Annotated in this window: 20 protein-coding genes and 1 riboswitch; of the genes, 7 read left to right on the forward strand and 13 right to left on the reverse strand. The window is 70.8% G+C overall.

The features are described 5' to 3' along the window. Positions 1-202: 202 nt before the first annotated feature. A complete protein-coding gene (locus ACT01A_RS09445) occupies positions 203-829 on the reverse strand; it encodes a metallopeptidase family protein (protein WP_445151992.1) in 627 nt (208 codons plus the stop codon). 48 nt (positions 830-877) lie between these two features. Then, positions 878-2,029 (reverse strand): acyl-CoA dehydrogenase family protein, encoded by a 1,152-nt coding sequence (locus tag ACT01A_RS09450; RefSeq protein WP_445151993.1) that lies wholly within the window; start codon positions 2,027-2,029, stop codon positions 878-880. 41 nt (positions 2,030-2,070) lie between these two features. Between ACT01A_RS09450 and ACT01A_RS09455 the strand changes: the two genes are divergently transcribed. The 4 genes from ACT01A_RS09455 to ACT01A_RS09470 all read left to right on the forward strand — a co-directional run bounded on the left by ACT01A_RS09455 (position 2,071) and on the right by ACT01A_RS09470 (position 5,037). After that, complete coding sequence (locus ACT01A_RS09455) at positions 2,071-2,295, forward strand: DUF6458 family protein (protein WP_445151994.1); 225 nt, start codon at positions 2,071-2,073, stop codon at positions 2,293-2,295. 54 nt (positions 2,296-2,349) lie between these two features. After that, complete coding sequence (locus ACT01A_RS09460) at positions 2,350-3,150, forward strand: GNAT family N-acetyltransferase (protein ID WP_445151995.1); 801 nt, start codon at positions 2,350-2,352, stop codon at positions 3,148-3,150. Between the two features lie 141 nt (positions 3,151-3,291). Then, complete coding sequence (locus ACT01A_RS09465) at positions 3,292-4,650, forward strand: methyl-accepting chemotaxis protein (RefSeq protein ID WP_445151996.1); 1,359 nt, start codon at positions 3,292-3,294, stop codon at positions 4,648-4,650. Between the two features lie 42 nt (positions 4,651-4,692). Next, positions 4,693-5,037: a rhodanese-like domain-containing protein gene (locus tag ACT01A_RS09470; protein ID WP_445151997.1), complete on the forward strand. Its 345-nt coding sequence runs from the start codon at positions 4,693-4,695 to the stop codon at positions 5,035-5,037. Here ACT01A_RS09470 and ACT01A_RS09475 read toward each other — a convergent pair. From ACT01A_RS09475 to ACT01A_RS09490, 4 genes are all read right to left on the reverse strand, one after another. After that, positions 5,034-5,435, reverse strand: a complete 402-nt coding sequence (locus tag ACT01A_RS09475; protein ID WP_445151998.1) for a cupin domain-containing protein — start codon at positions 5,433-5,435, stop codon at positions 5,034-5,036. The two genes, ACT01A_RS09470 and ACT01A_RS09475, sit on opposite strands and share 4 nt — an antisense overlap. A 167-nt stretch (positions 5,436-5,602) precedes the next feature. Then, on the reverse strand, positions 5,603-5,806 hold the full coding sequence (locus ACT01A_RS09480) for a cold-shock protein (RefSeq protein WP_445151999.1): 204 nt from the start codon (positions 5,804-5,806) through the stop codon (positions 5,603-5,605). A 157-nt stretch (positions 5,807-5,963) separates the two neighbouring features. Continuing rightward, on the reverse strand, positions 5,964-7,469 hold the full coding sequence (locus ACT01A_RS09485; RefSeq protein WP_445152000.1) for a long-chain-fatty-acid--CoA ligase: 1,506 nt from the start codon (positions 7,467-7,469) through the stop codon (positions 5,964-5,966). A gap of 61 nt (positions 7,470-7,530) precedes the next feature. Further along, the gene (locus ACT01A_RS09490) at positions 7,531-8,286 is read right to left on the reverse strand and encodes a SigB/SigF/SigG family RNA polymerase sigma factor (protein WP_445152001.1); all 756 of its coding nucleotides are present in this window, start codon (positions 8,284-8,286) and stop codon (positions 7,531-7,533) included. 110 nt (positions 8,287-8,396) lie between these two features. On the opposite strand from ACT01A_RS09490, the gene ACT01A_RS09495 reads away from it, so the two are divergent. Further along, positions 8,397-11,090 (forward strand): EAL domain-containing protein, encoded by a 2,694-nt coding sequence (locus ACT01A_RS09495; RefSeq protein WP_445152002.1) that lies wholly within the window; start codon positions 8,397-8,399, stop codon positions 11,088-11,090. Here ACT01A_RS09495 and arfB read toward each other — a convergent pair. The 5 genes from arfB to ACT01A_RS09520 all read right to left on the reverse strand — a co-directional run bounded on the left by arfB (position 11,087) and on the right by ACT01A_RS09520 (position 17,116). Further along, entirely contained in the window at positions 11,087-11,506 is a 420-nt protein-coding gene (gene arfB / locus ACT01A_RS09500; RefSeq protein ID WP_445152003.1) for an alternative ribosome rescue aminoacyl-tRNA hydrolase ArfB, read from the reverse strand. The genes ACT01A_RS09495 and arfB overlap by 4 nt on opposite strands. 24 nt (positions 11,507-11,530) lie before the next feature. Then, entirely contained in the window at positions 11,531-13,837 is a 2,307-nt protein-coding gene (locus ACT01A_RS09505) for a hypothetical protein (RefSeq protein ID WP_445152004.1), read from the reverse strand. 14 nt (positions 13,838-13,851) lie between these two features. Continuing rightward, positions 13,852-14,580 carry an LOG family protein gene (locus tag ACT01A_RS09510; protein WP_445152005.1) on the reverse strand — a complete coding sequence of 243 codons (729 nt, stop codon included), beginning with the start codon at positions 14,578-14,580 and terminating at the stop codon, positions 13,852-13,854. A gap of 48 nt (positions 14,581-14,628) precedes the next feature. Continuing rightward, positions 14,629-15,735: a peptidoglycan-binding domain-containing protein gene (locus ACT01A_RS09515; RefSeq protein ID WP_445152006.1), complete on the reverse strand. Its 1,107-nt coding sequence runs from the start codon at positions 15,733-15,735 to the stop codon at positions 14,629-14,631. 9 nt (positions 15,736-15,744) lie between these two features. After that, positions 15,745-15,912: riboswitch (cyclic di-AMP (ydaO/yuaA leader) on the reverse strand. 58 nt (positions 15,913-15,970) lie between these two features. Beyond that, positions 15,971-17,116 (reverse strand): M20/M25/M40 family metallo-hydrolase, encoded by a 1,146-nt coding sequence (locus ACT01A_RS09520; protein WP_445152007.1) that lies wholly within the window; start codon positions 17,114-17,116, stop codon positions 15,971-15,973. A gap of 22 nt (positions 17,117-17,138) precedes the next feature. Between ACT01A_RS09520 and ACT01A_RS09525 the strand changes: the two genes are divergently transcribed. Further along, positions 17,139-17,609, forward strand: a complete 471-nt coding sequence (locus ACT01A_RS09525; protein ID WP_445152008.1) for a peroxiredoxin — start codon at positions 17,139-17,141, stop codon at positions 17,607-17,609. A 9-nt stretch (positions 17,610-17,618) separates the two neighbouring features. Beyond that, a complete protein-coding gene (locus ACT01A_RS09530) occupies positions 17,619-19,094 on the forward strand; it encodes an Ig-like domain-containing protein (RefSeq protein ID WP_445152009.1) in 1,476 nt (491 codons plus the stop codon). Positions 19,095-19,160: 66 nt separating this feature from the next. On the opposite strand, the gene sufD is transcribed toward ACT01A_RS09530, so the two are convergent. Both sufD and sufB read right to left on the reverse strand, forming a co-directional pair. Then, entirely contained in the window at positions 19,161-20,345 is a 1,185-nt protein-coding gene (sufD, locus tag ACT01A_RS09535; RefSeq protein WP_445152010.1) for a Fe-S cluster assembly protein SufD, read from the reverse strand. Continuing rightward, positions 20,338-21,786 (reverse strand): Fe-S cluster assembly protein SufB, encoded by a 1,449-nt coding sequence (sufB, locus tag ACT01A_RS09540; protein WP_445152011.1) that lies wholly within the window; start codon positions 21,784-21,786, stop codon positions 20,338-20,340. Before sufB ends, sufD begins: the two co-directional genes overlap by 8 nt. Positions 21,787-21,839 lie beyond the last annotated feature (53 nt).

A 21,839-nucleotide genomic window follows, 5' to 3' on the forward strand; every position in this document is an offset into this window, starting at 1 on the left:
CGCGCGAGGCCTTTTCATGCGTTCGTCGGCCATATGCGTGTGCGCGATCGCGCATGCGATTGCTCAATCCAGCACGATCGCGCGCGATATGCGTGATCGCGCACAATGTACGCGATCGCGCGGAAATACCCTTTGACATGCGCGATCGCGCACGCGTTCGTGCGTACGCCGTGCGTGTGAAGAACGCGCGGGTCGCGTGCGGCTACAGCCCCAGGTCCCGAACGCCCAGCTCGTCGAACCCGATGTGATGCGCGAGTTCGTGGCGGACGGTCACGGTGACCTGGTGGCGGAGGAGGTCGGCGTTGTGGCCGAAGTCGCGACGGAGGGTGTCGCGGAAGATGATGATCTTGTCGGGGTAGTCGTCGCGGGTGGCACCGTCGCCGTTGTAGAGGCCGTAGGCGTTGTGGCGGCGGCCCTGGTCGCTGATGACGACGGCGACGTTGCGGTCCAGCGCGGCGCGCAGGAGGTCCGGAAGGTCGTCCATCGCGTCGCGGACGAGCTCCTCGAAGTCATCGTCGTTGTACGGGTCCAGCTCGAGGAACTGGTCCTCGGTCGGCTCGGCGGCGGTGCCGTCGCGGGCGAGGCGCTCGGCGCGCATCACGACGCGGTCGAACTCGGCCTCGCTCTCGGGCTCGGTCCAGCCGGCCATCTTCACGCCGACGATCGCCATGGCGCCGAGCAGCGCCGCGGCCGCGACGATCAAGATCCCCACCGCCTCGAGGATCCGGAACATCCGGATCGTCGAGAACCGGCCTTCCAACAGGACGATCACCGTGAGCCCGAGGCTCGTGGCGATCACAGCGGCGAAAAGCGTGCGGCGCAGGGGCATGGGCGTCTTCGCCCAGCTTAGTGCCCCGCGCACCGCAGCTCGCGACGACTACTTGGCCAGCTGGCGCGCAATGACCACGCGCTGGACCTCGTTGGTGCCCTCGTAGATCTGGGTGATCTTGGCGTCGCGCATCATCCGCTCGACCGGATACTCGGTCACGTAGCCGTAGCCGCCCAGCACCTGGACCGCCTCGACGGTCACGTACATGGCGGTGTCGGAGGCAAACAGCTTGGCCATCGACGAGTACATCGCCTTGTCCGCCTCGCCGCGGTCCATCTTCGTGCAGGCCTTGTAAAGCAGCTCGCGCGCCGCGGCGGTCCGCGTCTGCATGTCCGCGAGCTTGAACTGGAGGCCCTGCAACTCGAGGATCGGCTTGCCGAACGCCGTGCGCTCCTTGGCGTACTGGACCGCGTAGTCGACCGCACCCTGCGCGATCCCGACTGCCTGCGCGGCAGCCCCCAGCCGGGTCCGCTCCAGCGTGCCCAGGGCGACGCTCATGCCGCGCCCGACCTCGCCGATCACGTTCTCCGGCGGGACGCGGACGTCCTCGAAGACCGGCTGGCCCGTCGGCGACCCGTGGATCCCGAGCTTGTGCTCGTACTTCGGCACCGAGAACCCTGGACGGTCCTTCTCCACGACGAACGCCGTCACGCGCCGGTTCTCGCGATCGGTCACCGCGAACACCACGTAGAAGTCGGCGATCCCCGCGTTCGTGATCCAGGACTTGGTCCCGTTGATCACCCACTCGTCACCATCCAGCCGCGCGGTCGTGCGCATCGCCGCGGCGTCGGAGCCCGACTCGGACTCGCTCAGGCAGAACGCCGGCGACCACTCGCCCGTGGCGCACCTGGGGAGGAACCGCGCCTTCATCTCGTCGCTTCCGAACAGCGCGATCGGCAGCGACCCCAGCTCCTGGACCATCAGCATCAGCGCGACCGACGCGCTCTGCTTGGCCAGCTCCTCGACCGCCATCTGCAACATCAACGTGCCGGTTCCGGTCCCGCCGAACTCCTCGGCGTAGGGCAGCGCCAGGATGTCGTTCTCGGCCAGCAGCTCCCGCAGGTCCCACGGGTACTCGTCCTTAGCGTCGATCTCGGCCGCTCGCGGGCCCACGCGCTCGACGGCGATCTGCCGGACGAGGTCGCGGAAGTCCTTCAGCTCTTGGGGGATGTCGTAGACGTCGCTCACGGTCGCGCTCATAGCGCGTTGAAGCGTATTGATCGTGGGGTACACCCGGCTCTATGGGCATCGGAACGTCCCTCTTCCTGATCGCGGCCGGCGCGATCCTCAAGTTCGCGGTCACGGACTCGATCAGCGGCGTGGACCTCACGACCGTCGGCTTGATCCTGATGATCGTCGGCATCATCGGGCTGGTCCTCTCGCTGGTCCTGCTGCTCGCGCCGCGTCGATCGGAGACCGTCGTGACCCGCGACCGTTACCCGGACCCGCCACCGCCGCGATACTGAGCCCGCTGGGCTAGATTCCGGCCGGTGCGGCTTGCCTCGGCCATCCGACCGGCCATGGACCGCGAGGTGCCCCTCGCGGTCGATGTCCTGCGCCGTGCTGGGTTCGGCTCCCAGGTCGCGCGGCTGCTGGAGTACCCGCGCAACGCGCCCAACGGCGCGATCCTCGTCGCCGAGGGCCCGGGCAACTCGGTCATCGGCGTCGCCTGCACCGCGGCGTTTGCGACCTCCGGCTGGATCGGCGCGGTCGGCGTCGCCCCTGAGGCCCGCCGTCGCGGCCTCGGGACCGCGCTGACCGAGGCCGCCGTGCGTTGGCTGCGCTCTCACGGCGCCGCGACCGTCCTGCTCTACGCGACCGAGGCTGGGCGCCCGGTCTACGAGCGCCTCGGCTTCGTCAGCGAGGAGCGCGCGGTCGCCTGGCGCGGCGTGGCCGGCGCGGCGCCGCCGCTGGACCTCCAGCGCCTGGCCGACATCGACCGCTCCAAGATCCGCGCGCTCGACCTCGCCGCCACGGGTGAGCGACGCGACGCGGTCCTGGACGCGATCCACCCGCTGGCGGGCGTCGGCGCGCCCGGGGGCGTCCACGGCCTGGCGGGCTACGCGATCGCCTCGCCCTGGGGTGCGGGGACCGCGATCGCGGCGAGCTCGCCCGAGGTCGGCGTCGCGCTGATGGCCGCGGCGACCTCCGGCCCGGCCGCCGGGACCCTGATCGTCCCCGACGGCAACCTCGCCGCGACCGACGCGCTGCACGCCTGGCGGTTCGTGCGGCTCAACGACGCGCTGCGCATGCGGCTCGGCCGCGAGGTCGCGTGGAGGCCCGAGCAGCAATTCGGGCTTTTCAACCTGTTTTGGGGTTGAGGATCGGAGTCCACCGCTCAAGAGTCATGTCCGTTTGCCGACGACCGGGATATGACCGAGGTGGAGGGGACCCACAAGGTCAGTCGTTTCGCGTCCACGCGGACGCGAATCGTGCTGGCCGTTATCGCGCTGCTCGTATTCATGAGCGCGGAGATCACGATCGTGCTGGGGAAGATCTCCAGCATCGACCCGAAGCACCCACAGCCGGGTATTGACGCGGCTCAGAACTGGTTCCTGGGCGGAACCGTCTTCTTCCTAGTGGGCGTCGCCGCGATGGCGCTGTGGTCGCAGCTGGAGATCAAGAAGCGGCTGAGCGCGATCTCGCGCGCCGCGAACTCGATCGCCGACGGCGACCTTCAGCCCGACGTCGCGCTGCTCGTCCACGACTACGACGAGGTCGGCCGCTCGGCCGGCGCCGTCGAGCGCATGCTCGTCGAGCTGCGGGTGATCGCGGCCCACGCCGGCCGTGTCGCCGAGGGCGATCTTTCTGAAGAGCTGCCGCCGCGCTCCGACCGCGATGAGCTGCGTCGCTCGCTCGCCGCGATGACCGCCGGCCTGCGCCGGATGGTCACGGACCTGACGGTGGCCGCTGAGACGGTGGCAAGCGTCTCCGGCCGAGTGGTTGTTGATGCTGATGAGGCTGGCCGCGCGGTCGACGAGATCGCCCGGGCCGTGGCCGACGTCGCGTCGGGCGCCGAGCGCCAGGTGTCGGCGGTCGTGGACGTCCGCGGGCTGTCGTCCGACGTGGCGACCGCGACGGGCGAGTCCGCCCGTGGCGCAGCCGAGGCTGCCGGCCAGGCCGGGCGCGCCCGTGAGCTGGCGCATGCCGGGGCCACCGCGGTGGGCGCGGCGTCTGAGGCGATGATGGCCGTGAGCGGCGCGTCCGCCGAGGTCACCGCGACGATCCGCTCGCTGGGCGAGCGCTCCTCGCGCATCGGCTCGATGGTCGACACGATCGGCGGCATCGCCGAGCAGACCAACCTGTTGGCTTTGAACGCGGCGATCGAGGCGGCCCGTGCCGGCGAGCAGGGCCGGGGCTTTGCCGTTGTGGCCGAAGAGGTTCGCAAGCTGGCCGACGAGTCGCAGCAGGCGGCGTCGTCGATCGCGGGGCTGATCGCCGAGATCCAGACCGAGACCGACCGCGCCTTGACGGTCGTCGAGGACGGCGCGGCGCGCACGTCTGAGGGCGTCGCGACGGTCGAGGCCGCCCGCGCGTCCTTTGCCGAGATCGGCGAGGCCGTCGAGGTGACGTCCGGTCGCGTGGCGGAGATCGCCGCGTCGATCGGCGCGATCGCCGAGGGCTCCTCGAAGGTCGACGCGGACGTCGGCGAGGTCGCCACGGTGGCCGAGCAGTCCTCCGCCGCCGCCCAGCAGGTCGCGGCGTCGTCTTCGCAGACCGTCGTCTCCACCAAGCAGATCGTCGCGTCGGCCCAGGAGCTGACGCGATCCGCCGAGGAGCTGCACCGCCTCGCGGGCCGCTTCGTGTTGGCGAAGCCGTAGGGGATTCTCCACCCGCGCGCCGGAGTTTCTAGACTCCGGCGCGTGAGCGAGAACGAGATCGAAGTCACACCCGCCGAGACCCAGCGCCGCTTCGAGGCCGGTGAGGTCCAACTGGTCGACGTCCGCGAGCAGTCCGAGTGGGACACGTCGCACATCCCGGGCGACGTGAAGCACATCCCGATCGGCGAGCTGCAGTCCCGGGCTTCGGAGATCGAGCAGGACAAGCCCGTCGTCTTCCAGTGCCGCGTCGGCGGCCGCTCCCTGATGGCCGCCCAGGCCTTCCGCGCCGCGGGCTTCGAGGCCTACAGCTTGGCCGGCGGCCTAATTGACTGGAGCGAGCAGGGACTACCGGTGGAGCCTGACGGCGCGCCGGTCGCCGACCACTAGGCGGCCCACCAGTCGCGCCGGCCTTCGACGTCCTCGCGCTGCGCCTCGCCGAGGCTGGGCGCGCCGATGACGAGGATCTCAAGGCCCTCGGGTCCGGCCTCATAGCCGCGCCACACACCGGGCGGGACGCGCACCGCGTCCCACTGCTTGAGCTCGACGACCTCGTCATCGAGCTTCATCCGCCCACTCCCGCCCACGACCACGAACACCTCTTCCTGCGTCTTGTGCGTGTGGCCGTACGGAAAGCGATAGCCGGGCGGGATGGACTGGTAGCTCAGACCGGACTGCTCCAGCCCGAGCGCATGGGTCGCCATGCGGAACTCAAGGCCAGGCGCGCCATCGAAGTTGGACCCGACGTCGTCGAGGTCCTGCTTGAGGTTCTTGTGCGTGAACGACACGGCGCGATCCTAAGCGCGGCGCGTGGTCAAGAAAGTGGAGTGGTACTCGGCGTGACGATTTGAAGGCAGGGGTAGACCGAGTCCATGTACATCGGACTCGGCACCCTGTTACTCATCATCATCCTCGTGATCCTGCTCACGTAGAGCAGGACGAGGCCGGCGACCTACTAGCTGCGCTGGACGTTGATGGCCTTGGGACCCTTGTCCCCGGCCTCTTCCTCGTAGGTCACCTGCGCGCCCTCAGGGAGGGAGCGGTAGCCATCGGCGATGATGGCGGAATGGTGGACGAACAGGTCTTTGCCGCCCTCGTCGGGCGTGATGAAGCCAAAGCCCTTGTCGTCACTGAACCACTTCACGATTCCGCTGGCCATGTCAGCGAGTTCCTCCAACTACCTGCTTACGCCGGATCTCATCCCCGGCCGGTCGCCGGGAACGTACCAGGAACGCGCCGGTTCGTCAGTGAATGGACCGTGAAGCTCAGCGCTCGGGCGCCCGAAAGGGCGCCCTTACGCTGTTCAGTGGACCGACTTATGCAGTATCGGCCTTCGCCGGCACGTCGATCTCGCGCTTGAGGATCTTGCCCGTCGGGCCCTTGGGCAGCTCGTCGACGAACCAGATCGAGCGCGGGTACTTGTAGGCCGCGACGTTCTCCTTCACGTACGCCTGGAGGTCTTCGGCGCTGACCGACTCACCGTCCTTGAGGACGACGGCAGCGCCGACCTCCTCCCCCAGATCGTCGTGCGGCACGGCGACGACCGCGGCCTCGCGCACAGCCGGGTGCTCGTACAGCACTTCCTCGATCTCGCGCGGGTACACGTTGTAGCCGCCGCGGATGATCATGTCCTTCTTGCGGTCGACGATGAAGAAGTAGCCGTCGTCGTCCACCTTGGCCATGTCGCCGCTGTGGAACCACCCGTCCTTGATGGCGTCGGCCGTCGCGTCCGGACGGTTCCAGTAGCCCTTCATGACGTTGTGGCCCTTGATGACGATCTCGCCGACGTCGCCGAGCGGGACCTCCTTGCCGTCCTCATCGACGACCTTCATCTCGACGCCGTTGATCGGCGTGCCGATCGACCCGGGCTTGCGCTCCTTGTCAGGGTGGTTGAACGACGCCACCGGCGACGTCTCGCTCAGCCCGTAGCCCTCGAGGATCTTGCACTCGAACGCCTCGTCGAAGCCCTTCAACAACTCGACCGGCAGCGCGGCGCCGCCCGAAGCGCACAGCGACAGCGACGACGTGTCGTACTTCTCGCGATCCGGCAGGTGCAGCATCGCGCCGTACATCGTCGGCACGCCCTCGAAGACCTGGACCTTGTCGCGCGCGATGATCTCCAGCGCCTTGGCCGGGTCAAAGCGCGGGATCAGGGTCAGGCAGCCGCCGCGCGAGATCGTCGCGTTCATCCCGCACGTCTGCCCGAAGGAGTGGAACAACGGCAGCGCGCCGAGCACGACCGCCGTCTCCTTCAAGTCGAAGAGGTTGGCCGCCTCTTCCGCGTTGCGCTTCAGGTTGGTGTGGGTCAGCTCGGCGCCCTTGGGCTGCCCGGTCGTCCCCGACGTGTACAAGATCACCGCGGTGTCGGACTCCTCGACCGCGGCCACGTCGAAGTCCGGCTCGTGCTCGAAGATCAGCGGCTCGATCTCGCCCGGCTTGACGTTGATGATCTCGGCGCCGGCCTCTTCAGCTCCGACAGAAGCGGCGTCAAGGAAGTCGTGCCACGCGAACAGGATCTTCGCGCCCGGATCCTTCAGGTAGAACCCGACCTCGCGCGCCTTGAGCAGCACGTTCATCGGGACGACGACGCCGCCGGCGCGCAGCACGCCGTAGTAGGCCACCGGGAAGTACGGGACGTTCGGGAGCATGATCCCGACGCGATCACCGGGCTGAAGTCCCTTGGCCTTCAGCATGGCCGCCACCCTCGCGGCGGCCTGGTCGAGCAACTCGTAGTTGAACTCGACGTCGTCGAGCTTGATGGCCAGGCGGTCGCCGAACTGGGCGGCCGAATCGGTCAGGATCGAGGCAAGGTTGCCGCTCATGGCAAGACCCTATCCCGAACGACCTGAACGGGAACTGACTGGTTCGTCACCAGGCGGCGGGTCAGACGTCGCCGCGCGCCGCCGACAGCTTGGCGATCGCGCCGCGGATGATCCGCGAGACCTGCATCTGGGAGACCCCGACGATCTTGCCGATCTGCTCCTGGGTCATGTCCTCCTGGAACCGCAGGCGCAGCACGTGCTGCTCGCGCTCGTCCAGCCGCTCGAAGAGGCGGGCGATCGTCGCGCGATGCTCGGCCCGCATCAGCTCAGGATCGAAGCTGCCGTGCGCGTCGGCCAACGTCGCGTCGTTGTCCTCGCCGCCCCCGCGCGGCGCATCCAACGACGCGGCGCGCATGCCCTGCTGGGCCTGCAGCGCCTCCAGAACCTGCTCGTCGTCGAGCTCGAGGGCCTGGCCGATCTCGCGCACCGACGGGGCGCGCCCAAGGCGCGTGGTCAGCTCGGAGCGGTACTTGTCGACCTCCAGCGCGCGCTCTTGCAGCTCGCGGGGAGGTCGGACCGACCAGCAGCGGTCGCGGAAGTGCCGACGCAGCTCGCCGACGATCGTCGGCACGGCGAAGGACGAGAACGCGATGCCGCGGTCAGGATCAAAGCGGTCGACGGCCTTCAACAGCCCGAGGCTCGCGACCTGCAAGAGGTCGTCAAACGGCTCTTCCGCCTTGCGGTAACGCTTGGCGATCGAGCGAGCTAGGGGCATGAACCGCTCGACGAGCGCCGCCCGCAGCTGCGGGTCGCGGGACTCGGCGTACGCGGCGAGGAGCTGGGCATCGGTCCGTGGCGCGTGGGTGACTGCCGTCATGCGATTCATGTTCCCGCGCGGACGGACCGGTAAACGGTGTTGGCAAGTGTCCGCACCCAGTCATCGCTGCTCAAGCCTCCCGGCCCTGGCGACGATGCGTCCTTTTAGCCGTGCCGTCGGGACCCTCCACCCCACGCGCGCTCTCGCCGGAGGGCCGCACCGCCGCGCTCGCCGACCTGTTGCGCCAGGCGACGCAGGCCAGCCTCGACCCGGACGCGGTCCTGGAGGTCGCGGTCCGCTGGTGCGTGCGCGTGCTCGGAGACCGCGCCACGGTGTGGACGTTCTCGCACGACCACGAGACGCTGCGAGCAGGTCCTCGCGCGCACGCGCGCGAGGACGACGAGCGCGACGCGGGGCTGGACGGCACGCTGGCCGAGCGTGCGATCGAGCGCCACACGGCGGTTGCCGACGGCGGCCGGATGGTGGCGCCGCTGCGCAGCCGCGGCCGCATCCTCGGCGTCTTGGCCGTCGAGCACGAGAACCCGACCCGCGCCTACCGCCGCGAGGACCTCGAGCTGCTCGGCGAGGTCGCCGCGCGCGTCGGCCTCGTCCTCGACAACGCCCGCCTCTACGACCGCGTGCGCGTCCAAGCGACGACGCTGGAGCACGTCGACGCCGCCGTCTGCGCGATCGACGCCGACGGCCGCATCACCTCCTTCAACCCGGCCGCCGAGCGGATGTTCGGCTACAGCGAAGCCGAGGTGCTCGGTCATTCGCCGCTAGACCTGCTCAACGCCGAGCCGCACCAGCGGATCGAGGCCGCCCGCGACGCGGTCGTCGCCGATGGCCGCCACGCCTCCCCGTGGCGGCTGCGGCGCAAGAGCGGCGAGCAGTTCGACGGGCACATCCACACGGTCGCCGTCGCCGACGACCACGGCGGCATGACCGGCATGGTCGCCGTCTACCAGGACCTCAGCGAGCGCCTCGCGCTGATCGCCGCGCTGGAGCGCAAGGCCGCCCAGCAGGCCGCGGTCGCCGCGCTCGGCGAGCGTGCGCTGGAGGCCGAGCACCCGACCGCGCTGGTCGACCGCGCGGTCGAGATGGTCCGTCAAACCCTTCAGGTCGAGTTGGTGGCCTTGTTCGAGCTGGTCGACGAGGGTCGCATGCTCGCGCTCGCCGCGGGCGCCGGGTTCCCGGACAACTACGTCGGCCACACGACCGTCCCGGGCGGCTGGGCCGACGGCCAGGAGGGCTTCACGCTGATTCGCCGCGAGCCGGTGATCGTCGACGACGCCCGTCGCGAGCGCCGCTTCGTCCAGGCCGCGCTGGTCGGCGACCTCGGCGCGATCTCCGGCGCGAGCGTCGTCGTCCAGGGCCACGGCGGCACGCACGCGGTGCTCGCCGCCTACTCCGACCGCCCCGGCGCGTTCACGCCCGACGACGTCACGTTCCTGCAGTCGATGGCAAACGTCCTCGGCGACGCGCTGGATCGCTTCGCCGGCGAGGAGGAGATCCGCCACCGCGGCCTGCACGACCCGTTGACCGAGCTGCCGAACCGGACGCTCGTGCTGGAGCGTCTCGCGCAGGCCGTCGCCCGCATCGACCGAAGCGGTCCCACCCAACCCCGCATCGCCCTGCTGTTCCTCGACCTCGACCACTTCAAGAACATCAACGACGGGCTCGGCCACCGCGCGGGCGACGACGTGCTCTGCCAGGTCGCCGACCGGCTGCGCGCCGCGGTCCGGCCGGTCGACACCGTCGGGCGCTTCGGCGGCGACGAGTTCGTGGTGCTCTGCGAGGACGTCATCGACGAGGCCATGGCGCGCGCGATCGCCGAGCGCCTGGCCGAGGCGTTCGAGAAGCCGTTCCGCGCGGGCGGCGACGACCACGTGCTGGGCGCGTCGATCGGCGTCGCGCTGATGGACACCGGCGCCGACGCCGTCCTCGATCCCGACGCGCTGCTGCGCGACGCCGACGCCGCGATGTACCGCGCCAAGGAGGCCGGCCGCTCGCGGATCGAGGTCTTCGACATGGGCATGCGCGCCTGGGCGGTCGACCGCCTGGCGACCGAGGCGGCGCTGCGCCGCGCGCTGGAGACCGAGGACGAGATCGTCGTCCACTACCAGCCGATCGTGGACCTGGGCGACGGCTCGATCGCCGCGGTCGAGGCGCTCGTGCGCTGGCAGCATCCCGAGCGCGGGCTGCTCGGGCCGGACGCGTTCGTCGGCGTCGCCGAGGACAGCGGGCTGATCGTGCCGCTCGGCCGGCGCGTGCTGGAGCTGGCGTGCGCGCAGGCAGCCGCCTGGGCGGCGGGACGCGGGGACGATCGCGCCGTGCTGCCGGTGCACGTGAACCTCTCACCACGGCAGCTGCACGACCAGTGGCTGGTCGACACGGTCGTGGCGGCGCTCGGCGACGCGGTGCCCGGCTCGCTGGCGCTGGAGATCACCGAGGGCACGCTGATCGACCGCGGCGTGGACCGCGTCGCGTTGTTGGAGCAGTTGCGCGACCGCGGCGTCGCGCTCGTGCTCGACGACTTCGGGACCGGCTGGTCCTCCTTGGCGCGGCTGGCCGAGCTGCCGATCGGCGGGCTGAAGGTCGACCGCTCGTTCGTCGCCGACATCGACGGCCGCGGCGGGCCGATCGTCGACGCGATCGTGCGCCTGGCGCGCGCGTTCGACCTCCCGGTCGTGGCCGAGGGGATCGAGACGACCGAGCAGCTCGAGGCGCTGGGCCGGCTGGACTGCGGCCTCGGCCAGGGCTTCTTGTTCGCGCGACCGCTACCGGCCGAGGCGCTGACGCCGCTGGTCCTGGGGCGAGAGCCCGCGTACGGCGAGATCGTCGCGCGCGCTCCGCGCGTCTAGTCGTCGCCGCTGCTGGGCCGCCGCCGGTCGCGCTTGACCGACGAGCGCTGCGACTTGGCCTCCAGGCGGCGCTTCTTGGAAGCCTTGGTCGGCTTGGTCGCGCGGCGCGGGCGCGGGACGTGCAGCGCCTCGGCGAGGCGCTCCTCGAGACGGCGCAAGGCGAGCTCGCGGTTGCGGATCTGGCTGCGAGCGTCCTGGGAGATCGCGCGGACGACCGGGCCGGTCTTGGCCATGACGCGGCGCTTCTGGTCCTCGCTCAGGTGCTCGGAGGCCGCGACGTCGAAGGACACCTCGATGCGCGACGCGGTGACGTTGGCGTGCTGGCCGCCCGGGCCTGAGGAACGCGACGCGCGCACGACGACCTCGTCGAGCGGGATGCGCACGGAGCGCGTGGGATGAAGGGCGTCCTCGGGCATGGGCGTGAGCGGCGGCGTGTCAGGCTAGCGCCGAACGTCCTCGCAATCCGAGGCCACGCGGTCGGCACCGTCGGCCAACACGGTGTCCTTGCCCGATCCGCAGCGCACGACGTCGACCTCGCCGCGGACCACGTTGATGCGGTCGTTCCCGGAGCCGCCCGCGACGACGTCTGGCCCGAGGTTGCCGAACAGCGCGTCGTCACCGGCGCCGCCGGAGATGCGATCGGCGCCGCGGTCGCCGGTGATGCGGTCGTCGCCGTCCTCTCCGAAGATGCGGTCGTCGCCGGAGCGGCCGGCCATCGTGTCGTCGCCGGCCCCGCCGTGCAGCTCGTCGTCGCCCCACTCGCCGTCGACGTAGTCGTCGCCCCCGCCGCCGAAGAGCTTGTCCTTGCCCTGCTTGCCGAAGAGCGAGTCGGGGCCGTCGGTGCCGCGCAAGATGTCGTTGTTGGGCGTGCCACGGATGATCGAGGTGGTGGTGTCGGTCGTGGCCATCTCCGGCGGGATCGGGATCACGGACTCGCAGGAGACGAGGCGGTCGCGCGTCGGCGAGGTCGACTCGACGTAGACGGTGTCGTTGCCCTCGCCGCAATCGACCTCGTCGGCGTTCTCGTCCGCGACGCGGACGGTGTCGTCGCCGGCGCCCGCGTCGACGAGGTCCTGCCCGGGGCCGGCGGTGATCGTGTCGGCGCCGTCGCCGCCGACGAGCTGGTCGGTGTCTGCGCCGCCGTCCAGGACGTCCGCACCCGCGCCGCCGTCGAGGTCGTCGTCGCCGGTGCCACCGGCGATCGTGTCGCTGCCGTTGTTGCCTTCGAGCAGGTCGCGCGCGGCGCCACCGTCGATCAGATCGTCGCCGTCGCCGCCGAGGATGTGCTCGGTGCCGGACTCGCCGTAGAGCTTGTCGTTGCCGTCGTTGCCCTTGATCAGGCGGTCGGAGCCGCGACCGCCGTGGATCGTGTCGTCGCCCGCGCCGCCGTAGAGGCGCGCGTCGTTGCCGAAGGCGCCGCCGTTGATGATGTCGTTGCCATCCTCGCCGTAGATGCGATCGTCGCCCTCGCCGCCGTCCAAGTTGTCGTCGTCGGGCCCGCCGTGGATCGAATCGTTCCCCGTGCCGCCGCGCGTGGTGTCGGCGCCGGGCCCGCCCTGGACGCGGTCGTTGCCGGACGAGGCGTTGATGATGTCATTGCCTTGCTCGCCGTCGAGCCGGTCGTCGTAGGGACCCCCGTTGAGCGTGTCGTCGCCATCACCGCCACGCAGGATGTCGTTGTCGCGACCGCCGTCGAGGACGTCGTTGCCGGCGGCGCCTTCAAGGAGATCCGGGCTGCGCGTGCCGAGCAGGTGATCCGGGCCGTCGGTGCCCAGCACGAGCGCCAGGCCCGGCTGCACGACGACCTGCGCGGCCGCGTAGGCCAGCGTGCCGGTGCGGTGGTGGGAGAACGCGGAGACGAGCGAGAGCGTGCGGCCGTCGGCGACGTAGACGCGCCCGCCGTCGGGCGACCACGCCGGGTGGCCCGGACCGGAAGAGGAGCGAAAGGCGTGGACGTCCTGGGTGGCGAGATCAAGGATCGCGCCGCGCCGGCTACCGCCGACCGCGAGGTGCGCACCGTCCGGCGATGGCGCGAGCGCGCCGCCGGCGAAGGGCAGCTTGAGGCCCTTGGTCGCCTTCTTGGCGCCGTCGGGGATCGTGCGCAGCCGGTGCTTGGCGGCTGTGACCCACGCGCGACCGCCGGCGAACGCGACGCCGGTCGCGCCGGGGACACGAACGCGCCGGGTCAGGCGCGGTCCACGCAGATCGACCATCGCGACACGGCCTCGGAGCACGACCGCCGCCCGCGTCCCGCCGCTCGACACCGCCAACGCGCGCGCCGGGCCGTGCAGCGCGATCGACCGCCGCACCGCCAGCGTCGCCGCGTCGAGGACGTAGAGGCGCGTGCCCGACGTCGCGTAGAGCGTGCCGCCCTGCGGCGAGACCGCCAGGCCGGAGATCGGCGCGCCCGTGCCCAGCCGCTTCGCCGCGCCCACGCCGCCCGCCGCGGGTCCCGCGGAGACGCCGCCGCCCGGCGCCACGACGCCCTCAGGTGCGACGGCCGCGCGCAGATCGACGGCGACGAGCGCGCCGCCGCCGGCCACGAAGCCCGCGCGGCCGTCCCGCGTGACGGCAACCGCGGTCGTCGGGCCGGGCAGCGTGACCTTCCGCACCACCTTGCCCGTCGCGACGTCGACGAGCAGCGCGTCATTTGCGTTCGTCGCGACCAGCGCCACGCGCGCGGAGGCGGCCGGCGCGAGCGCGAGGCACGCAAGCAGGGCGAAGAGCGCGCAGCGCGCGGAGGGCATGCCCTCCGGGTTCTCTACGCCGCGGGCTGCTCCTGCACATCGCGGGCCGCGCACACCGCGCGGACGACCGCGTCAGGGTCGTCGGTGACCATCAGCAGGCGGCCTTCCTCAGGCCTGGCCATGCCCTCGGCGATCAGCCGGTCGCGGATCCAGTCCAGCAGCCCGCCCCAGTACTCCGTGCCGAACAGGACGATCGGGAAGTCGCGGATCTTGTCGACCTGCTCCAGCACCAGCGCCTCGAAGAGCTCGTCGAGCGTGCCGAAGCCGCCGGGCAGGACGACGAAGGCGGTCGCGTAGCGCACGAACATCATCTTGCGCGTGAAGAAGAACGAGAACGTCAGCGCGATGTCCTGGTAGGGATTCGGCGCCTGCTCGAACGGCAGCTCGATGTTCAGCCCGACCGACGTCACGCCCGCGTCTTGGGCGCCGCGGTTGGCGGCCTCCATCAGCCCGGGTCCGCCGCCGCTGATGATCGAGAAGCCCGCCTCCCCCACGCGCCGCGCCAGATCGCGGCCGGCGGCGTAGCGCGGGTCGTCCTCGGGCACGCGCGCCGAGCCGAAGAACGTCACCGCCGGCCCCAGGTCGCGCAGCGCGGCGAACCCCGCCGCCAGGTCGCGCTCGATCCGGTCGATCCGCTCAGCCTCCGTGCGCTGCGCGATCACCGCGCGGCGTTTGGTGCCGAGCAGCTCCTCGTCGGGCGTGGCGGGCGGATGCGGGCGTTTAAGTGGCTGATGCGGCGTCATCTTCGACGCCGCATCATGCCGCACGCACCCCTGCGTGAAGTTGGTGCTCTAGAGCCCGGGCGGGTGCACGACCGTGTACCCGCTGGAGGAACGCGACGAGGTGTGCCAGCGCGAGCCGTCCTCGGCGCGACCGGAGGTGTCGAAGCGGATGCCCGCGACGACCGCGTACATGTGGCTGCCCTTGGCGTAGAGCGTGATCCACTGGCCGGGGCCCTTCTCGCCCCAGGACATGAAGTTGCCGGACGGCAGCGGCGCGTCGAGCAGGCCCGCGGCGTGCAAGCCGTAGGACACGCTGCCGGAGCAGTCATAGCCCTTGTCTTCCCACTTGCCGTGACCGCCGCCGTAGATGTAGGGCTTCTTGGCGATCGCGTTGCCGGCGGCGATGAACTGCTTGACCGCGTCGGGCGCGTCGGCGGGCGCGACCGCGAGGCCGTCAGCGCCGACCGTGGCCTTGGAGCCCGGCGTGGTGGCGGCGGGCGTCGAGGCGCCCGCGGTGGTGTCCTCGCCGTCGACCAGCGAGCGCAGCAGGTCGATGTCGGCCGCGTCGATGACGCCGTCGGTCGCGACCTGCTGGTCGGTCTCGAAGAGCTTGACCGACTTGACGGTGCCGGTGCCGTACTCGCCGTCGACCGACGTGTCGAACCCGGCGCGCTCGAGGTAGTCCTGGAGGATCTTGACGTCGTGGCCGCTCATGCCCTTGCGCAGCGGGATGCGGTCGCCGAGGTGGTGCGACGACGTGCCGGTCGCGCGGACGTCGTAGCCGCCGGACGTGTTGGACGCCGCGGAGCCGTCGGTCGCTGCCTTCAGCGCGATCAGCGTCTTGGCGTCGGCGACGCCGCTGGCCTTCAGGTTCGCGGCGCGCTGGAAGCGCTTGACGACCGCGACCGTCGAGGAGCCGAACTGGCCGTCGCTCGCCGTCTTGAAGCCCGCGGAGGTCAGCAGCGCCTGCAGCGCCTTGACGCGCGTGCCGCGCATGCCCTTACGCAGGGTCTTCGTCCCCACCTGCTTGGCGGCGGCGGTCGTCGCGGCGGCTGTGGTGGTGGTGCTCGTGGAGACCGCGGTGGTGTCCGCCTCGGCGAGCGCGGGGACAAACAGCGTGGCGGCAGCCGCGAACGTGGCCGCGACACCTACCAGGGACGAACGGAACGACAGCAAAACGGTGGAGCCCTCTCTTTTCAGGCGCCTACGGGGTTAGCTGTCGGGCTCGCGCCAAGAGAGTGGCGCTACTCCGCCTGGATGACAGGCGGTGATTCGCCCCTGGTCCGGTCTCCCAGACCCATGGGTCCCCCGCTCCCTGACGATGGCTCGCCAAGGATTCGGCTGTGCAAAACGACGGCGGAAGCGTAGCGAAGGCGACGGACTTATGTCGTCCTAACAGTGGTCCGCACGCTTACCGAGCCGCTGTCAGAGCGGCAAGGGCGAGCGCGAGCGCGACTTCCGCCCGGGTTTGCAGCGACGAGACCAGCACGAACTCCCCAGGGTTGTGCGCCGCGCCACCGCGCGGGCCCAGGCCGTCGACGGTCAGCGGGATCGCCGCAGCGAAGTGCGAGGCGTCGGACGCGCCGCCGCGGTTGGCGGCCACGATCGGGCGTCCGAGCAGGCTGGACGCCTGTTCGAGCAGCGGCGCCGTGGCGACCCGTGCGTCCATGCCTGGCCACTCGCGCGCGAGGCGGGAGGTGAGCGTGGCGCCGCCGACCTCGTCCGGGATCGCGTCCAGCACGCGCGCGAACGCGTCCAGGCGATCCGCGCGGACGTCGGCGATCAGCGTCCCGTCCGCCGGGACCACGTTGAAAGCATCGCCGGAGCGCACGACGGTCGGCACCGCGGTGAGGTGGTCCTCGCCGTCGGGGTCATGCTGGGCGGCGACCGCCTGCGCGGCGGCGGCCAGCGCCAGCAGCGCGTTCTTGCCCTTGTCCGGCGCCGCGCCCGAGTGGGCCGCACGCCCGTGTGCCGTGACCTCGATGGTCCCGGCCGCCTTGCGCTTGACCACGACCGCGTCGTCTCCGTCCGGAGTGAGCTCGCCGGCCTCGAAGCACAGGCACGCGTCGAAGCCCGCGAAGCGTTCGACGTGCGCGAACGGCCCGACGCGCCACTCCTCGTCGACGACGAGCAGCAGCGCGACCTCCGCGAACAGCTCGGGCCGTTGGGCGAGCGCGCGCAGGACGCCGAGCGCGAGGACGTCGCCGCCCTTCATGTCGACCGTGCCCGACCCGTACAGCTTGTTCGCGTTCTCGGGATCCGGCGTCAGCGGCCGGTGGGACTCGTGCGCGACGACCGTGTCGAGGTGGCCGAGCAACAGGATCCGCCCGCTCCCGGATCCGGTTACGCGCGCCAGGAAGTCAGGCGCGTGATCGGGCGATGAGCACTCCGGCCGCTCGACGACCGCGTGGTCGGGCAGCAGCGCCCCGGCGATGGCCGCGGCCTCGTTGGCGCCCTCGACATCCCCGGACGGCGTCGACACCCCGACCAGCGCTTCAAGCTCGCGCACGGCGCGGTCGGCGATGGCAACTGAACTTTCGGCGATCCACTTCTCCACTGGCCGGGTAGATTGGCACGTCATGGCCAAGGGACCGCGCGTCGGCGATATCGCCCCCGATTTCGAGCTGGACGGCACCGAGGGGCGCTTCAAGCTCTCTGAGCATCGCGGCAAGCGCGTCGTGCTGCTCTTCTACCCCGGCGACGAGACCCCGGTCTGCACCCGCCAGTTCTGTTCTTATAGGGATCGTTCCGACGAGATGTCCGCCTTGGACGCAGTCGTCGTCGGCATCTCCGGCCAGGACGTCGAGTCCCACCGCGACTTCACGACCAACCACGGCCTCACGGTCCCGCTGCTGGCCGACCCCGACAAGGCCACCGCCCGCGCCTACGGCGTCACCCGCCCGGTGCTCGGCACCCAGCGCGCAACGTTCATCGTCGACGAGAACGGCACCGTCGCCTGGTGCAAGATTCACGCGCTCGGCCTGGACTACGTCGACGTGGACGAGCTGAAGACGACGCTGACGGCGCTGAGCCCCGCGACCGCGGGCTAGGCGGCGAGCGTGCGGCGGTCTTTGCTGGCCGTCGTCACGCTGCTGGCGGTCGCCGTCGCCGCTCCCGCGCGCGCCGACGTCAGCGGGCCCGACATCGTCTCGTTCCTCAACGCCCAGCGCACGGCCAACGGCATCCCGGCCGGGATCGTCGAGGACCCGACGCTCTCAGACGGCTGCGTCAAGCACAACAACTACGGCGCGCTCAACCACGTGTTGATCCACGACGAGGACAGCACGAAGCCCGGGTACACGGCCGCGGGCAAGCAGGCCGCGGAAACGTCGGTGCTCTACGCGGGCGGCGGCCCGTGGACGGCCGCGCGCAATCCGTTTGAGACCGCGCCGATCCACTTGCATCAGCTGCTCGCGCCGCGGATCGATCGCATGGGCGCGGCCGAGACCCAGGGCTACGGGTGCGCAACGACGCTTGCCTCCCGCAACCGCCCGGCGCCGCCTGTCGACATCACCTACACCTACCCGGGCGCGGGCGCGACCGGCTGGGTGACCGCGCAGACCGCGGCCGAGGGCCCGTACACGCCGGGCGAACAGCTCGGGATCCCGGCCGGGACGCAGACCGGGCCGTACTTGTACGTGATGTTCGACGGTCCGGACATCGCGCCGTGGAGCAGCGCGCACGCGACCGCCGCGTCGCTGACCGGCCCGTCCGGACCCGTTGACGTCGCGATCGCCGACAACACGACCAACGGCCTCGTCAACTACCTGCCGCCCGGGATGGAGCTGATCCCGCGCGCGCCGCTGGCCACCGGGACGACCTACACCGCCGCGGTGACCGCCGACGTCACGCCGGGCGGCGGCGGGCCCGCACGGGCGTTCTCCTACACCTGGTCCTTCACGACCTCCGGCATCCGCGACAACAAGGTCAAGGTCACGTTCGCGCAGGCGCTCGGGCGCGCGGTCGCGATCTCGGTGACCAGCGACGCGCCGGGCGCGGTGGTCGAGGCCACGGGGCCGGGCGCGACCACGTCCGCGGCCGTCGGCGCTGACGGCTTCGCGCGGATGGTCCTGCCCGCCGACGGCACGTGGCAGGTCTGCGCGCGCTCGGGCGGCGGCGCGACCGGCTTCACCGCGGTGTCGGACTGCACGAGCGTCAGCGTCGCGGCGCCGCCCCCGATCGTCGGCGGCGGCAACGGCCCTGGCGACGGCAACAGGACGACGACCGGCGTCGCCTACACGGCGAGCGCGGCGCTGAAGGGCCACACGGTGCGCGTCACGGTCAAGTGCCAGGCGGCGTGCCGCGTCCGTGCTTCGGGCACCGTGCGTCGCGGCGGCCTGAAGGTCACTCTGCCGGCCAAGCGCGCCACGCGCAGCAAGGCGGGGACCGTCGCGGTCGCGCTGACGATCGCCAAGAAGCAGGCCGCGCGCCTGGCCCGCCGCTCCGGCAAGCGCGTCATCACGATCAAGCTGACGGTGGCCGACGCCAAAGGCGCCGGCGGCAAGACCAAGACGCTCACGCTGCGTTCGCGCTGAGAACGACGACGGCCGCCCCGCGAGGGACGGCCGTCAAAGCGAAGCGGTGGTGCGCGACGGTGGGTGTTACGCAAGCACCTCGGTGAGGCGGTGCTCGATCGCCTCAGCGATTGCGGTGCGGATCGGGCCCTCGTCGTAGCGCTCGACGATCGCGCCGAGGAAGCCCTCGACGATCAGGCGGGCCGCGGTGGACTCGCTGAGGCCTCGGGAGCGCAGGTAGAAGACCTGGTCCGGGTCGATCTGGGCGATGGCCGCGGCGTGGGTGCAGCGGACGTCGTCGGCGAGGATCTCCAGGCCGGGGATTGCGTCGGCGTGGGCCTTCTTGCCGAGCAGGAGGTTGCGCGCCTCCTGGAAGGCGTCGGTGCGCTGGGCGCCCTCGTCGACCTTGATCATGCCGCGCCAGACCGTGGAGGACCGGCCGGCGATCAGGCCGCGGAAGGCGAGGTCGCTGACGGTGTCGGGCGCTGCGTGCTCCTGCAGCGTGTCGTAGTCGACGTGCTGGCGGCCGCGCGTGGCGTAAGCGCCGGTGACCTTGGCGGTGGAGCCCTGGCCGTCGAGCGTCGACTCCAGGAAGACCTTGCCGTTGGCGCCGCCGAAGGCGAGCGTCGTCCAGTCCAGCTCGGCGTCGCGGGCGACGACCGCGCGCTGCGCGCCGAAGACCCACGTCTTCTCGTTGACCGACTGCGCGCCGATGTACTTCAGGTTGGCGTTGTCGCCGACCACGATCTCGACGACGCCGTTGATCACGGCCTCCTCGTCGTGCGCGGAGGAGACCTGGTCCCAGACCTCGGCCTCGGCGCCCTCCTCCAGCACGATCAGCGTGCGGTGGTGCAGCGTCGTGCCGGGCTGCTCCTGCACGGTCGTGATCAGGATCGGCGCGTCGACCTTGACGTTGCGCGGGACGTAGACGAGCGTGCCGTCGGTCCACTGGTCGGCGTTGGCCTTGGCGAAGAAGCCCGGGCGCACGACGGTCCCGAAGTGGCGGCCGACGACGTCGGCGTGGCGCTCCAGCGCAAGCCGCAGCGGCGCGACGATCGGGCCTTCGGACGTCATCTCGCCGGCAGACGCGATGACCGCGCCCTCGGGCGAGAAGAGGCCGTCGACCTCACCCGCGGCGGCGGGCGCCGCGGGGAACTTCTCCAGGTCGAGCTTGTCGAGCGGCGTGAACTCCCAGCCGGGAACGCCCTTGTGCTGCGGCAGCTCGACCGAGACCTGCGGCACCGAGGCCGCCGTCGCGACGGAACTAGCCAATGGAGCCCTCCATCTGGAGCTCGATGAGGCGATTCATCTCGATCGCGTACTCCATCGGCAGCTCCTTGACGATCGGCTCGATGAAGCCGTTGACGATCAGCTTGCCCGCCTCTTCCTCCGTGAGGCCGTGGGCCATCAGGTAGAAGAGCTGCTCGTCGCCGACCTTGGAGACCGTGGCCTCGTGCCCGACGTCGACGTCGTCCTCGCCGATGCGGATCGTCGGGTAGGTGTCGCTGCGCGACTGCCCATCGAGCAGCAGCGCGTCGCAGACGACCTTGGACTTCGAGCCGTGCGCGCCCTTGGCGACCTCGAGCAGGCCGCGGTACGAGGAGCGCCCGCCGTCCTTGGAGATCGACTTGGCGAAGATGTTGGACGTCGTGTTCGGCGCCGCGTGCACGATCTTCGCGCCCGCGTCCTGGTGCTGGCCCTCGCCCGCGAAGGCGATCGACAGGACCTCGCCGTGGGCGCGCTCGCCCATCAGGTAGACGGCCGGGTACTTCATGGTCAACTTGGAGCCGAGGTTGCAGTCGACCCACTCGACCGTCGCGTCGGTCTCGGCGATCGCGCGCTTGGTGACCAAGTTGTAGACGTTGTTCGACCAGTTCTGGACGGTCGTGTAGCGGATGCGCGCGCCGGGCTTGGCGATCAGCTCGACCACCGCGGAGTGCAGCGAGTCCGACGACCACGTCGGCGCCGTGCAGCCCTCGACGTAGTGCACGTAGGAGCCCTCGTCGGCGATGATCAGCGTGCGCTCGAACTGGCCCATGTTCTCCGTGTTGATGCGGAAGTAGGCCTGTAGCGGCATCTCGACGTGGACGCCCGGCGGCACGTAGACGAACGACCCGCCCGACCAGACGGCGCTGTTCAGCGCGGCGAGCTTGTTGTCGTTCGGCGGGATGATCGTGGCGAAGTACTCGCGGACGAGGTCCTCGTGCTCACGCAAGCCCGTGTCCATGTCCATGAAGATGACGCCCTGCTCCTCCAGGTCCTCGCGAACCTGGTGGTAGACGACCTCGGACTCGTACTGGGCGCCGACGCCCGAGAGGAACTTGCGCTCCGCCTCCGGGATGCCCAGGCGGTCGAAGGTGCGCTTGACGTCGTCGGGGACGTCGTCCCACGAGCGCGACGGGCGCTCCGTGGAACGCACGAAGTAGTGGATGTCGTCGTAGTCGACCTCGGCCAGCATTGGCGAGCCCCACGTCGGCTGCGGACGGTCGAGGAAGTTCTGAAGCGCCTTGAGACGGAACTCGAGCATCCACTCGGGCTCGTTCTTCATCCGGGAGATCGTCTCGACGACCTCGCGGTTGATCCCCTTCGGCGCCTTGTAGAGGTAGTTGTCGGCCTCATGGAACCCGTAGCGCTCGGTGTAGTCCGAACCCAGGGTGCGCAGCGCCGCCTCTTCAGGCGTGAGGATCTTGGTGCTTTCAGGTGTGGCGGCCAATCTAATCCCTACTCTCGCAGTCGGTGTTGTCAGTCTAGCGAGGCGGACTACCG

Source organism: Baekduia sp. Peel2402, from assembly GCF_052567285.1.